This window comes from Flavobacterium sp., from assembly GCF_031409475.1.
Taxonomy (GTDB): Bacteria; Bacteroidota; Bacteroidia; order Flavobacteriales; family Flavobacteriaceae; genus Flavobacterium.
On the sequence record NZ_JANNXH010000016.1, the window covers coordinates 17,642 to 32,431 of the forward strand.

Annotated in this window: 17 protein-coding genes; all 17 read left to right on the top strand. The window is 28.5% G+C overall.

The features are described 5' to 3' along the window. Positions 1-21: 21 nt before the first annotated feature. Entirely contained in the window at positions 22-225 is a 204-nt protein-coding gene (locus RMO53_RS03160) for a VOC family protein (RefSeq protein WP_409024823.1), read from the top strand. 63 nt (positions 226-288) lie between these two features. After that, a complete protein-coding gene (locus RMO53_RS03165; protein ID WP_310377974.1) occupies positions 289-1,176 on the top strand; it encodes an alpha/beta hydrolase in 888 nt (295 codons plus the stop codon). Between the two features lie 43 nt (positions 1,177-1,219). Then, positions 1,220-1,513, top strand: coding sequence for a zinc-binding dehydrogenase (locus RMO53_RS03170; protein ID WP_310378038.1), 294 nt, complete (start codon positions 1,220-1,222; stop codon positions 1,511-1,513). 128 nt (positions 1,514-1,641) lie between these two features. Continuing rightward, positions 1,642-2,259 (top strand): hypothetical protein, encoded by a 618-nt coding sequence (locus RMO53_RS03175; protein ID WP_310377976.1) that lies wholly within the window; start codon positions 1,642-1,644, stop codon positions 2,257-2,259. Positions 2,260-2,266: 7 nt separating this feature from the next. Beyond that, entirely contained in the window at positions 2,267-2,665 is a 399-nt protein-coding gene (locus tag RMO53_RS03180; protein WP_310377978.1) for a hypothetical protein, read from the top strand. A 7-nt stretch (positions 2,666-2,672) separates the two neighbouring features. Next, positions 2,673-3,104 (top strand): hypothetical protein, encoded by a 432-nt coding sequence (locus RMO53_RS03185; RefSeq protein ID WP_310377980.1) that lies wholly within the window; start codon positions 2,673-2,675, stop codon positions 3,102-3,104. An 18-nt stretch (positions 3,105-3,122) separates the two neighbouring features. Beyond that, positions 3,123-3,629, top strand: a complete 507-nt coding sequence (locus RMO53_RS03190) for an NAD(P)H-dependent oxidoreductase (protein ID WP_310377982.1) — start codon at positions 3,123-3,125, stop codon at positions 3,627-3,629. Further along, positions 3,630-4,151, top strand: coding sequence for an arylamine N-acetyltransferase (locus RMO53_RS03195; protein WP_310377983.1), 522 nt, complete (start codon positions 3,630-3,632; stop codon positions 4,149-4,151). A 21-nt stretch (positions 4,152-4,172) separates the two neighbouring features. Further along, positions 4,173-5,477 (top strand): hypothetical protein, encoded by a 1,305-nt coding sequence (locus RMO53_RS03200; protein ID WP_310377984.1) that lies wholly within the window; start codon positions 4,173-4,175, stop codon positions 5,475-5,477. Between the two features lie 59 nt (positions 5,478-5,536). Further along, positions 5,537-5,923: a hypothetical protein gene (locus tag RMO53_RS03205; protein WP_310377986.1), complete on the top strand. Its 387-nt coding sequence runs from the start codon at positions 5,537-5,539 to the stop codon at positions 5,921-5,923. Between the two features lie 252 nt (positions 5,924-6,175). Next, positions 6,176-6,664, top strand: a complete 489-nt coding sequence (locus tag RMO53_RS03210) for a Crp/Fnr family transcriptional regulator (RefSeq protein ID WP_310377988.1) — start codon at positions 6,176-6,178, stop codon at positions 6,662-6,664. Positions 6,665-6,737: 73 nt separating this feature from the next. Beyond that, positions 6,738-7,601: an acyl-CoA thioester hydrolase/BAAT C-terminal domain-containing protein gene (locus RMO53_RS03215; RefSeq protein WP_310377990.1), complete on the top strand. Its 864-nt coding sequence runs from the start codon at positions 6,738-6,740 to the stop codon at positions 7,599-7,601. Between the two features lie 100 nt (positions 7,602-7,701). Beyond that, complete coding sequence (locus RMO53_RS03220; RefSeq protein WP_310377992.1) at positions 7,702-8,433, top strand: acyl-CoA thioester hydrolase/BAAT C-terminal domain-containing protein; 732 nt, start codon at positions 7,702-7,704, stop codon at positions 8,431-8,433. After that, positions 8,363-8,977 carry an AAA family ATPase gene (locus RMO53_RS03225; RefSeq protein WP_310377994.1) on the top strand — a complete coding sequence of 205 codons (615 nt, stop codon included), beginning with the start codon at positions 8,363-8,365 and terminating at the stop codon, positions 8,975-8,977. The genes RMO53_RS03220 and RMO53_RS03225 overlap by 71 nt, the downstream gene beginning before the upstream one ends. Before the next feature lie 140 nt (positions 8,978-9,117). Continuing rightward, positions 9,118-12,129 carry an N-6 DNA methylase gene (locus RMO53_RS03230; protein ID WP_310377996.1) on the top strand — a complete coding sequence of 1,004 codons (3,012 nt, stop codon included), beginning with the start codon at positions 9,118-9,120 and terminating at the stop codon, positions 12,127-12,129. Next, positions 12,126-12,857, top strand: a complete 732-nt coding sequence (locus RMO53_RS03235; RefSeq protein WP_310377997.1) for a hypothetical protein — start codon at positions 12,126-12,128, stop codon at positions 12,855-12,857. Before RMO53_RS03230 ends, RMO53_RS03235 begins: the two co-directional genes overlap by 4 nt. 131 nt (positions 12,858-12,988) lie before the next feature. After that, a complete protein-coding gene (locus RMO53_RS03240; protein WP_310377998.1) occupies positions 12,989-14,470 on the top strand; it encodes a Fic family protein in 1,482 nt (493 codons plus the stop codon). Positions 14,471-14,790 lie beyond the last annotated feature (320 nt).

Here is a 14,790-nt window from a genome sequence, read left to right on the forward strand (position 1 = left end):
ACTAAAATAAATTAAACCATTATGAATCTAAATCAAGTAACTGTCAGTGTAAAGGATATTGAAAAATCAATTGCTTTCTATGAAATGCTAGGATTACTATTAATTGTAAAATCGCCTCATTACGCTCGTTTTGAATGTCCAGAAGGCGATGCTACTTTTTCAATAAATTTATCTGAAAATGAATTTAAAAACTATGGAAGTTATTTGAAAATTCTTGGCAAGTAATTGCAGGAAGCGGATTTCCAATTTAATTTCAAAAATCTTTAAAAATAATTAAATCTATAAACTATGAATACAGAAATATCAGATTGGAAAAACAGAGGCAACTATTTTGAATACAACAACCTCAAAACATTTTATATTCACGAAGGGCAAGGCGAAGTTATTTTAATACTCCACGGCTATCCATTTAGTAGTTTTGAATGGGTAGCAGTTTTTAATGAACTTGTCAAAACCAATTCAGTAGTCATATTAGATTTGTTAGGAATGGGATTTTCTGATAAACCACAAAATCATAAATATAGTTTTGAAGAATATTGTGACATCATAAATGTACTATTGCTAAAACTTAAAATCAATAATATTCTCATTCTAGCCCACGATTTAGGCGCAAGTGTAGCGCAAGAATTATTAGCAAGAAACAAAAAACACGAAAATAACTTCAAGATAAATTCAATTGCTTTTATGAACGGCGGAATATTTTTAGATGTTTATAAACCAAGACTAATTCAAAAATTGTTATCGCAAACACCAAATTTTATTGGAAAGTTTTTGAGTAAAAAAATCAGCAAAAACGCTATTTTCAAATCAGTAAAGGCAACCTATGGTACAAACACACAACCATCAGAATCATTTGTAAACCAGCAATGGGAAATTTTAAACCTCAACGAAGGCAAATCAATTACTTATTTAATTGGTCGATTGGTTTTTGATAAAATAAATTACCAATCACGTTGGATAACCGCAATGCAAACAACCACGATTCCAATTTGCTATATCTGTGGTGTTTTTGATCCAAATTCAGGAATCCATATGGCAAATCGCTACAAAGAATTAATTCCAAAACCTAAAGTTTATTTACTAGGCGAAACCATTGGGCATTGGCCTCATTTGGAAGATGGTGATAATGTGATTTCTATTTTTAGAGATTTTATAAAAAACGAATCAAGAATATGATTTTATATTCGACGCGGTTGGAAAGAGTTCTTTCTCTGTTTGCATACCATTACTTAAAAAAAAGGGCAAATATAAATCGACTGAATTAGGAAAATATGGTTCAAATGTCTTTTTTGCATTATTTACTCCTTTATTGGGTGGTAAAAAAGTATTGTTTCCTATTCCAACTCTAAGTAAAGAGGATTTACAATTTTTAAAATTATTAGTTGAAAATAACCATTTTAAGCCTGTAATTGATAGAAAATATAACATTACTCAAATTATTGAAGCTCATAAATATGTTGGAACTGGACAAAAAACAGGAAATGTAATTATAGAATTTTCAAACTTTTTTTAGTTTAAGATGAAAAGATTAGAAAATAAAATAGCACTAATAACAGGCGCAACGAGAAACAGGAAAACAACGAACCTCTAACAGCGGTTATTGTAACAGACACCCTATAAATATTTAACAGACAAACAAAAATGGCAACAAATAAACTGCATTACATAACAGGAATAACCATAACAATTTTTATTGGATTACACTTGTTTAATCATACTTTAAGCATTTATGGTGCTGACAGACATATTGAAGTAATGAATACTTTGCGATTATTTTATCGTAATATTTTCGTTGAAACAGTTCTATTAATTGCGGTACTTGTACAAATAATTTCAGGACTTAAACTTTTCAAAACTAACAGAAAAATAGCGACCAATCTGTTTGAGAAACTTCATATTTGGACAGGTCTTTACTTGGCGATATTCTTCATCATTCATTTAAGTGCTATTTTAGGTGGGCGACTTTTTCTTCACCTTGACACTAATTTTTATTTTGGAGTTGCAGGACTAAACTCATTTCCTTTCAATTTATTTTTTATACCATATTATGGACTTGCAATACTTTCGTTTTTCGGACACATTGCTTCAATTCATAGCAAAAAAATGAAGAAAAATATTTTTGGCTTGACACCAAACAGACAATCAATTATAATTTTAACTTTGGGACTTATTATGACAATAATAATATTCTACGGTCTGACAAACCATTTTAACGGAGTAATAATACCAAGCGAATACAACATCTTAATCGGAAAATAACGAAAATATGAACATACTGATTTTAATAGCCAACATTTTGACACTTTTAGCATTCTTCATCCATACTTTTATAGGCGACAGAGAACTGAAAATTATTCAACCAGTAACAGGCCTAAACTTAGGGACTGAAAAACAAGAAAAATGGACAATGGCAAGATGTGGTTGGCATTGGATTTCATTCGACCTTCTTTTTGCGACAATTGGACTTACTTTAATAAATTTTACTGACTACTTCGACAACGAAAAAACATTACTTCAAATATTGACAATTTACTTTTTAGGTTATTCCATCGCTTGGGCATTGACAATTGCAATTTCAAAACAGTTTTCAAAAAATTATTTGAAACTCGGACAGTGGATATTGCTTTTGCTTATTAGTGGACTTATTTACTTTGGAACAAATTAATACAATTATGCTAAAACTTGGTGGATACATAAACATTTTAATTGCAATCGGACACATTGTTGGACTATTTTGGGCTGACAAAATGTTTGAAGTAACAGGTATAGGTATAGAAATGTCTGAACTTGCTCAAATCAATTCGTCATTTCCATATTTGCTAACAATTTTTGTTTCTATCGTCTTTTTTATATTCGGTCTTTATGGACTTTCAGCAGACAATAAATTTAGAAAATTGCCATTTCTAAAACCTGCAATCTTTTTAATCGCAGGAATATATTTATTGCGTGGACTTGGCGAATTAATAGCGGACGGCATACAAGGAACAAATTCAACGACTGAAACTATGTACTCATTATTCGCTTTGATTATTGGACTTTTGTTTCTATTTGGTGGACTAAAAAAATGGATACTTACAAAAGAAAAAAAACAACGAACCCTGTAAATGGAACAGACCAAATAAATGAAAAAAGGTATAATACTGCTAGCAAGTTCAAATAGTAATGGAGATACTTTTTCAGTATCAAAATATCTTTCTGATAGAACCAGTTTTCAAATTATTGATTTAAAATCAAAATTCATTGAGCCTTTTGACTATGAATTTAAAAATAGTAATGACGATTTTCTTCCACTAATAAAAGAAATTGTGAACAACTTTGATATTATAATTTTTGCAACACCTGTATATTGGTACACAATGAGTGGAACAATGAAAATATTTTTTGATAGAATATCTGACTGCCTTAAAACAGAAAAAGAAACAGGAAGAAAATTAAGAGGAAAAGAAATGGCGGTTTTAAGTTGTGGTTCAGACAAAGAACTAAAAAACGGATTTCATATGCCATTTATTGAAACTGCAAATTATCTTGGTATTAAATACGTTGGAGAAGTCCATTGTTGGTTAGAAGATAATGAAATTCCTACTGAAGTAAAACATAACCTAAATAAGTTTGCACAGATAATATTATAAATGAATATTCAAAAATACCTAAACAGAATAAAATATTATTCGGAAGTGGAACTTACTAAAGAGGTTATGTTTAGTCTTCAAAAACAAAATTTATTAAATATTCCTTTTGAAAATTTAGACATACCTTACGGAAAAAAAATTAAACTTGATTTAGATAATATTTTTCAAAAAATTATTATTAATAAAAGAGGAGGATTTTGCTATAAAATAAATTTATTATTTAACGAATTATTAAAAGAAATAGGATTCAATACATTTTTAATATCAGGAAGAGTTTATAATGAAAATGGTACTTATAGACAAGAATTTGACCATATGGCAATAATTGCAATAATTGCAATACTTGAAAGTAAACTATATTTAGTTGATGTTGGTTTTGGTGAATTAATTTTGGATAGTATTGATGGTCCAAATTCTATATCCGAAACTATATATTCGTTATTTGCACTATTTATTTGGTTTCTATTTTTGTTTGGTGGATTAAAAAAATATAGTGATGCTAGCAAAATACAATTAAGATAAAAAATAAATAATTAAAATATCATGAAAAAACTAATTCTCTTCTCAACGTTACAATTATTTTCAATCTTTTCTTACGGTCAGCAAATAATTTTGCCTGGCGATAAAGCTATCGACAAAAACTTTTTGAAACCTTCGCTTACTACAATGGGATTTTTTTTGAATTCAAATAATCAATTAATTGATATTGGTATCTATGAAATTGAGGTAAGTACAAACAATCTAAAAACCACTGTTAATTCAACGCTTTATTTTAAAGATTCAGAAAAACAGTGGAAAGACGTTTGTGTGGTTAACGCAAACAATTTAAGTCCAATAAGTTATTCTTCGGATAGAGACGAAAGAAACTTTTCCCTTAGTTTCGTTAGCACAATAAGTGGAGAATTTATTAACAAAAAAAACGGTCAAAAAGAACCAATAAAAAAGTTGATCAAAGAAAAGTACTTTGATATTAACTTCTATCCTCATATTTTGGTGGCACTACCACTAAAATTGGGTTATAAAGCAATAATTCCTGTTTATGATTTTGAAGCTGCCGATAATTCTAAAATTTATAATGTAATTGTAAATGACGTAAGAAGTGATGTTTACAAATCAATAAATACAGGAAATCATGATGTTTGGAAAACATCGATTTCTGAAGAATCTTCGGGAAACAAACTTGAATATTTTATAGACAAACAAACCCGAAGATTATGGCAAATAAAGATTGTTGCTAAAGATGGACAATTATTGTTGCTAAGCGATAAAGAGTCCGATTACAATCCTATAAAACAAATTTTTAACAAGGAAGTAACACTTAAACTAATAACCAATGGCACATCTTCAATAGTAGGACAAGTTTTTGGCAGGGCTAGGTATGATGATAGTAGTATTAAAATTATAAATTACAATCCAAAACAATTTGCTACAAAAGGTACTGCTGTTTATTTAATTCCATATACTGATTGGTATAAAGAATATTTCAAATTAAACAAACAATTAAAAAAGGAAGGCAGAAAATTCAATATGCCAAAAGAAGCTTTAGAATGTATCTTAATAAGCGAAATTTATGATGACAAAGGTCATTTTGAATTTGCAAATCTAATGCCTGGCGAATATTTTATTTATTCACAATTTGCAATGTATGAAGATCATCACGAACACGTGGTTGTTGGCAGAAGCGACGCTTATCGTGGTAACGTTTATCAAGGCTCATCTGATATAATGCAACGAAACAATTGGAGACAACTAGATGACACTTTTTCTGAAGAAATTGTAAAAATTGAAAAAGATGGCGATAAGAAAGAAATAAAACTCAAAAAGCAGAAAAAAAGTAGTGTTTATTGAATTTATATTAATTTTTCGTGTTTAAGTACATTATCGATTTGATAAAAATTAAAAATCATATGAAAACTTTAAAAAAAATATTTATGATTCTACAATTTTTTGTTCTTGTTTCTTGTGCGGCTGAATATGGTCCGCCAACAATACAAAATGAAAACCAAACAATAACTATTTCAAAAAATGAAAAATTAAAAATAAATCTTTCACATATCTATTCAAATACTGATGTTGCTAAAATAATTTCAAACCCATCATTTTTTTTACAAAATGAAATAATTCGAAAACAAACAAGTATTACTTATAATCAATATCAACATCTGTATGAATACCAACCGATACTAGATTTTGTTGGAACTGTTTTCGTTGAAATAAAATCTGATTTTTATTACAGAGATGGACCGATTGATCATATTATTTATACAAAATACCAGATAATTATTGAACCATAAATATTGATACTTTTAAAGTTTGTAAGTTCAAGTTATAAGTGCAACAGATATATTAAAAACACTTGGAGTTACCCCCCAAAAAAGTGTTTAAGGTCTTAAGCCTAAATTTTTCTTACTTTAAAATTTTAAAATTAAATAAAATTTAGTAACTATACAATAAACTTAATCATCGAACATAAAGAAAAATTATTCAGACATTTTGAAAAGTACATCTCACTAAACGATGAACTTAAAATTGCATTAAAAGAAAAAGTGAGTTTTGTAACTTTTAAAAAAGGAGACATAATTCATAATGCAAATGAAATATGTACAAAATCCTATTTTATTCAAAAAGGATTATTTAGAACCTATTTTATTAAAGATGGAAAAGAAATTAGTGAATATTTTCCGGCAGAGGGAGAATGGAGCAATTCGCCCAGAAGTTTTAGAACAAGAAAATTAGACATATACAACATAGATGCACTTGAAAATTCAGATACGTTTTGTTTAGAGGTAAATGATTTAATGTATTTATTTGAAAATTTTCCAGAAATGGAACGTTATGCAAGATTGTCAATGGGTACAATTTTTGGTCACTTTATGGAAAGAATAAAATCTATGCGTTTTACGACAGCCAAAGAAAAATATAACCATTTTATAGAAACGTATCACGATATTCATCACAGAATTCCGCTTGGAATGGTTGCTTCCTATTTGGGTATTACGCAGGAAACATTGAGCCGAATAAGAGCTGAAAAATGATTTTTTGATATAGGTCAAAAGTTTATAAAAACCAAAAACTTACATTTGCTCAAATTTTAAAACAAACTGTAAAATGTCAAAAAAAACTAAAATAGCGTTAATTTTAATTACGAGTACTTTGTGCTTCGGTCTTGTATATGTTTTCACTTATGTTCCACCTATTCCAAAAGAACATGGAATCTTAGATACAACATTGTTTTTGGGTAAAGGTGAAAAACAACCTTTGATAGTTGCATTTGGCGGCGGCGGCGGCGGAAATGACTGGAGCAGAGATTACGTAAAAGTAAAACGAGATAGTCTTAACAATAAGGGTTATGCCTTATTAGCAATTGGATATTTCAATTCAAATGGAGCCCCATCAAGTTTGGATAGAATATCACTAGACGCAATTCGCGACTCTATTTTATCTATAGCAAAAAACCCAAAAATTGATAAGTCTAGAATAATATTAATGGGCGGTTCGCGTGGTGGCGAGTTGGCATTGAATTTAGCAAGTAGATATAATGATTTCACGGGTGTAATTGCTATGTCAGCGTCAAATGTAAGTTTCCCAGCACTTACTTGGTCGTCAAACACTTCGGCTTGGAGCTATAAAAATAAAGAAGTTCCTTATGTTCCTGCTACTTTAAAAACAATTTCACCAGCACTCAAAGGTGACCATTATACAGCATTTAGCATGATGCTGGAAGATAAAGAAGCCGTTAAAAAAGCAGAAATCGAAGTTGAAAACATTAATGGTTCGATTTTACTTATATCAGGTATAAAAGACGATCAATGGCCAGCCACCGAAATGTCTGACCAAATTGTTAAGCGATTACAACAAAATAATTTTAAACATTACTATTCCCACATTAAATTAAATGGTGGACATATTGCACCATTAGAACATTTTAATCTGGTATATGATTACTTGGACACAAATTTTAAGACAAAATAAATATACTTTTTAGGCAATGTTAAAATGATTTTTTGATATAGGTCAAATGTTTTTAAATATATTCTTTTGAACTTTGCAAAAAATTTTAAACATAAAAAAAATGAAGATTTCAAAATTATTATTTGTATCGCTTTTCACAATAAGTACAATTTTTAGTTATGCACAAGAATTATTAATTCCTGCAAAAAATGTTGAAGCTGTTTTATACCTCGGAAAGGTTGATAAACAACCGTTAGTCGTTGGACTTGGTGGTTCAGAAGGAGGAAATGCTTGGACAAGCGATTATTGGAAAAAAACCAGAGACCAATTTCTAGATAAAGGTTATGCGTTTTTGGCACTTGGTTATTTTGGTAACAAAAACACACCAGAAATTTTAGATAAAATCGAAATTGAAGATATTCATAGTGCAATACTGGAAGCTTCAAAAAACGAAAAAATAGCTAAAAATAAAATAGCTATTATTGGTGGTTCCCGAGGTGCAGATTTAGCATTACTGGTTGCAAGCTATTACAATGATATAAATTGTGTAGTAGGTTTAGTATCTAGTCATGCTGTTTTTCCTGGACATACAAAACAGTTTAATTCTGCCTGTTGGACATATCAAGGAAAAGAATTGCCTTTTATTCCTGTAAATAAAGAAGCAATTCCATATTTAATGAAAAGAGATTTACTCGGTACATTTAATGCAATGCTACAAGATAAAGATGCTGAAGAGAAAGCATTGATAAAAATTATGCAGAGCCATTGTAAAATGAAAAGCTATGAATTCAAAATACAATTATCCCGAAATGTTATCTTGGTTAGAACAAAAGGGAAAACTACAGTTTGGTGAAAAGTTCCATTTTAGAGAAGCGGATATAATCAATATTCAAAAACTGATTTGCTATTTTCTAAAAGATGAGGTAATGGCTGTAAATTTTAATTTAGATCTATCCAAAGGAATTTTATTATCTGGTCCAGTCGGGTGCGGCAAAACAACTTTGATGACTTTAATGAAAAATGCTGCAAAGCAAAACAACAATTTTATTATTAAAACTTGCAGAGACATCAGTTTTGAATTTATCAAAGAAGGCTATCAAACCATTCAGAAATACAGTAACGGAAGCAATTCACATAGCGAATATAGAAACTATTGCTTTGATGATTTAGGCGTAGAAACGAATCTAAAATATTACGGAAACGAATGTAATGTAATGGCAGAAATAATACTTTCCAGATATGATATTTTCATTTCAAAACAAGTCATAACGCACATAACTAGCAACCTTTCCGCCACCGAAATAGAAAGTGCTTACGGTAATCGGGTGCGTTCTCGACTTCGTGAAATGTTAAATTTGATTGCTTTTGATAAAGATGTTGAAGACAAGAGAATTTAAACATAACGCCCTTATAACTATGTTGTTACAAATAATCAATCAAAATTTATTATATTTCTATAATAAAAATTACTTTTGTATAAAAATTATTTTTCAATAAAACTGCCTAATAATCTTATTTTTAATAATTTAAATCGTATATGAACTTTGTAAAAGTTTTTTTTGAAAATAGAAATTTCGATTTTAATTCAGATTTTGAATTAAAACAAATTTATATTTATGACAATGACGATTTAACCAATAAATTAAAAGGCAATACCTTTTTTTACAAAAGTCCAGAAAATACAAAAACTTCTTTTTATGCCATTAGCATTGAAATTTCAAATGATGAACTCTATGAAGTTAGAAAATATTTATGGAACGAAGATAAATCTGATTTGTTTTTTACATTTGATAAAAAAGAAAATGCAAATATTTATTATGCAAAGTCAGATCCAAAAAGTAAAGTTGAAAATTATAAAATAATAAGCTTTAAAGGATCCGAAAAGGATAAAGAAGAACTTGAAAGAGTTAACAAATGGGAATTTGAAAGTGGAAAATTTTGGTTGACTTATTCTGACTTTTTAGATAAAATAAAAAAAAGCAAGCGAGTTGATGAAAAATTAATCGAAACATTACAAGGATTACGAAAATCACTTCACAATGAATTTAATAGTGAAAACAATAAAGAAGAAATTGTTCAGGCATTAATAGATAGGACTTTATACATAAAATTTCTTGAAGATAATCATATAATAAATTCCTTTTTCTATACCCATTATTTTGGAGATGGTTCATTAACATATAGCAAGTTCCTAAAAAATAATAACGTTCTAGATGTTAATAAGCTTTATAAATTAATTAATGAGATTTTTAATAATTTCCTTTTTAAAATTCCTGTAATAAATGAAAACCATTTAACTAATAATGTTTGTCAATTAATTTTTAATTCAGTAGCAGGTTATAACAGTAATACAGGGCAATTATCTTTATTTGATTTTCAATTCAACATTATACCAATAGAGTTCATAAGCTATATCTATGAAGTTTTTTTAGAAGAAATAAATGAAGATAATGGTATTTATTATACTCCAAAAAAATTAGCACAACTCATAATTGATGATGTAATAATCAATAATAAATTAGGTAAAGTATTAGATCCAGCTTGTGGTTCTGGAATGTTTTTAGTTGTAGCATTTCAAAAACTTTTAGAAGAGAAAAATTTATTAAATCATAATGATATAAAAAGTAAAAGCATTTCTGAAATCATTGAGAATAGAAATAAAATTTTACAAGATTATATATTTGGTATTGAAAAGCAGGAAACAGCAAGACGATTATGTGTTTTTTCGCTTTACCTTGAAATGTTTAGAAATATTGAACCCGAAAGAATTAAAAAGTACATTGAAGACAAATTAAAAACAGAAGATAATTTAAAATTATTTCCATACAATTTTTTTGAGAATATAAGACTAGCAAATTCTCTTGATATATCTGAAGACAGACCTTTTAAAGATGATAAATTCGATTTTATAGTTGGAAATCCTCCTTTTTTTAAAATCAAGAAAAATGACGATGAAATTAATTTTGTAAATGAATACCAAAATACCATCAATGGTGTAACCTTACAAGCAAAAAACATTATTGGACACAATCAAATATCTCAAGCATTTCTTTTAAAAATTAAAGATTGGGCTAATTATGATACTCGATTTGGCTTCGTTGTAAATAATTCCAATTTGTACAATGAAATGTCAATTAATTTTCAAAAGTTTTTTTATACAAATTACAAGTTAGAGCGTTTGTATGAACTAACACGTGTTAAAGAAATTTTGTTTAGAATAGCTAAAGAAAGTGTAAATGCTTTAATATTTAGTAATAATCCCATTGCCAATAATTCTTTTGAGTATTTTCCAGTTGAAAATGGTTTGTTTTCCAATTATTTTGATTTATTAGTTATTCAAGAAGACAAGGGATTTTATATTAATCAAGATAGTGTTTTAAATGAAACCATTAAATTGAGAGATTATTTAATTGGTAACGATTTTGATAGAAGTTTAAATTCTTCATTATTAAATAACAGTATAAAATTAGAAGAATTACTAATTAAGAATGAAAAAGGAAAACCTTATTCCTATGTAGGAATGGAAATTGTGGAAGAAATACCAGTTTGCAAAGAATTTAATATTAGCAAATCTCAATGGGATACTTTTCCAAAGAAAACTAGATATGAATATTATAATAAATTTAGAGAAATTTATACTAGAAAAACAAAAGAACCAGAGTTTGAAACAGAATTTGTCAAATCTAAAAACTTTCATCCTTTTGTTTTAAAGAATATAGATACATATATTGGAGATATTAATAATTTTCACAGACCTAGAAATATTGATATTTATAATGGAAATAGGATCCTATTCAAAAGGGTTGGCGCAACAGTAATTTCTGTTTACACAAAAAAAGCTATTTATTCAAATTTTGATATAAACACTATAAAACTTACAGATGAAGCTAGTTATTATTTAATTAATGCAATTTTAAATTCTAAAACTATCAATTATTTTTTAAACTCTTTTGTTAGAAAAAGAACGCTTGGTTCATTTCCGAAAATTAGTACGGATGATATATTGAATATTCCAATACCAACAATTTTAGACGAAGATTTGGTAAATGAAATTACATTAATAAGTAAAGATTTAACCGAAGAAAAATATATTTATGATAGTGAAACCGATAATAAATTAAACGAATTAATTTTTGATTTATATGGTTTAACTTTTATTGAAAAACAAAGAATTAAAGATTTTTTCATAAAAAAGAAAGATGTTACTAAAGTTGAATTAGAATGGTATAAAAAATCATTAGCTACATCATTAGAAATATACTTTGAAAATCAACCAAAAATTGAATGCTATTTGGGGAATTTTAATTTAATTGTGTTTGGTATTTATTTTAATAATTCAAATAAAAAGGAACCATCAGAAAAAAAAATATCACAATTCATAATTGATAAAGTATTGAAAGAAAATCCAAACGAAAAATTCTTACTATTAAGAGAAAAAATTATTGGTCAAGATTGTGCTTATATCATTAAAAACAACAACAATATAAATTGGACAGTTTCAAAAGCATTTGAAGACGCTCAAGATATTATTAAAAAGGCTAATGGATGAGAGAGTATATTCGTTTGCCTAAATATCAATCAATACCTGATAGTAGTATAAAAGCAGAGAAATTGAATGATGAATTTTGGAAGAGTCAAATTTTTCATCATTTGTTAAAATTTTATAAGGATGATGATTTTATAGAATTAAAAAAAATAATTACAATTGAAAGAGATAGACCAAGGTCTCAAATTGAAGATGTGATCAAAAAATATATTCGAAATTATTTTAATAAAAATGAAAGATTCAATCTTAATGGTTTTATTATAAATAGAGAGCCAAGTTCAGAAGGTAAATTAAATGGGTTTTATGATTTTAAATTTCAGCATAGTAATTGGAAAAATAAAGAAAATTTAATTCCAAGATATTTTTCTTTTGAATGTAAAAACATTGATAATCAAAATAGTAGTATTAATGAATATGTGATCGTTAAAAGAAATAAATCAGGCATAATTCATTATGATGGTGGGGTTTATAGATATTTCAATCAAAAATATGCTGTTGAACAAAATTTCGGTGGTATGATTGGTTTCATTTTGTCGGGTCATCAAGAAATTTTAATTAACAAAATAATAACTAAAATAAATGAAAATTCATCAAATGATGAAAATCGAAGTTTAAGTTCAATAGAAATAATTCGAAATTCTGTAAATCAAAATAAAAACACTTTTGAAAGCATACATTTAAGAGATGGAATTCTATTTAAATTACATCATATATTTTTTGATTTAAATTAAATTTTCAGAAACTTTTTAATGGAAAAAAACACTCATTCCTACCTCAATATTCATTTTTAATGGAAAAAAACGCCCAAAAATTGCCTTTTAGTGGAAAATAAAGTATAGCTTTGCTTAATAAAGCACCACTAATGGAAAATTTTGTACCAACACACCTTCAAGAAATTATTTATTCTTCGAGCGATAAAAAAGTAAGAAAACAAATTGCTTTGCTTGAAAGTACAGGTAAAATTAAAAAAATTGCACCTCGTATATTCACTTCCAACTTTATTGATACGGATGAGGTTATTATCAAAAGAAATCTTTTTTCTATTCTAGGCAATTTATATCCTGGTGCATTATTAAGCCATCGTTCCGCAATAGAATTTAAACCAACCGCCACAGGGCAAATATTTGTTACTTATACCTACACCAAAAAAATAGAATTGCCTGGAATAACCATTCGTTTTATAGAAGGAATTGGAGCAATTGAAGGCGACAATTCATTTTCGGGAGAATTATTTGTTTCTCAACAAGAAAGAGCCTTTTTAGAAAATTTACAGCCATCAAGAAAAACGGGACCAGAATCCAAAACCATTTCAATTGCTGAACTCGAAAATAAATTAGAAAAAATAGTACAAGTAAAAGGTGAAGAAGGACTAAATCAAATTAGGGATAACGCAAAAGTAATCGCAGATAAATTAGGAATGCAAAGTGAGTTTGAGAAATTAAATAAACTAATTAGTGCTTTATTATCTACACAACCATCCAAAATATTATCGTCTCCACGAGCCATTGCACGAGCATTTGGAAATCCTTATGACCAATCAAGAATAGATTTGTTTGAAATACTATTTCTAGAATTAAAACAAAGAGAATTCAAAAATGTAATAGATAGAAATACAACAAATACTTCTTTTCAAAATTTTGCTTTTTTTGAAGCCTATTTTTCAAATTATATCGAGGGAACTCGATTTGAAGTTATCGAAGCAAAAAACATTATCGCAACCGATACACCAATGTTCAACCGTGATGAAGATTCTCACGACATATTGGGGACATATAAATTGGTAAGTAATAAAATCGAAATGAATATTACGCCAACTTCTCCAGAAGAATTCATTAACATTCTTCAATACAGACATCGATTACTTTTGGAAGCAAGGATATCAAAAATGCCAGGCATATTTAAAGACAAAAACAATCGTGCTGGAGAAACGTTTTTTGTTGATTTTGAATTAGTAAAAGGCACATTAATAAAAAGTTTTGATTTTTACAAAGCACTAACAGACCCATTTGCAAAAGCGGCTTATATTATGTTTATAGTAAGCGAAGTCCACCCATTTTTAGACGGAAACGGAAGAATCGCAAGAGTAATGATGAACGCCGAATTGGTAAAAGCAGAACAAACAAGAATAATAATTCCAACAGTATATCGTGATGATTATTTAGGAGCTTTACGAAGATTAACAAGACAACAAGATCCATTAGCCTATATAAAAATGTTACAACGAGCACAAGATTTTAGTGCAACATTAAAAGCAGATACTATGGAAGAATTAGAATTGCAATTAGAATTAAGTAATGCTTTCAAAGAACACGACGAAGCCAAATTAAAAATTATCGTACAATAAGACACGGGCAATCAAGCGGTCTCTCTTCGGTCGTTTCCTTTGTTCCGTTCGGCTGTTCCAGTCAGTCGTACCTCCTTCCATTCCACAGGCACTTCAACAGCACAGGAAAATAACCGCTTTGAAAAAAAGCCGTTATTTTCCTGCGCCGTTTTCGTTCCTCATCTTCACACGGTCACTTCCTGCGTTCGGTCGGGCTTCTGCATCCACAATACCGCTTCATTTCGCTTCGTTCAATCGTTCGCTTTCCGCTCCATTGCATTCCGCTGCAAGCTCTCTCTTTCTCTTCACTGCATTCCAGCAGTATTATGTCTGCCGCCCTC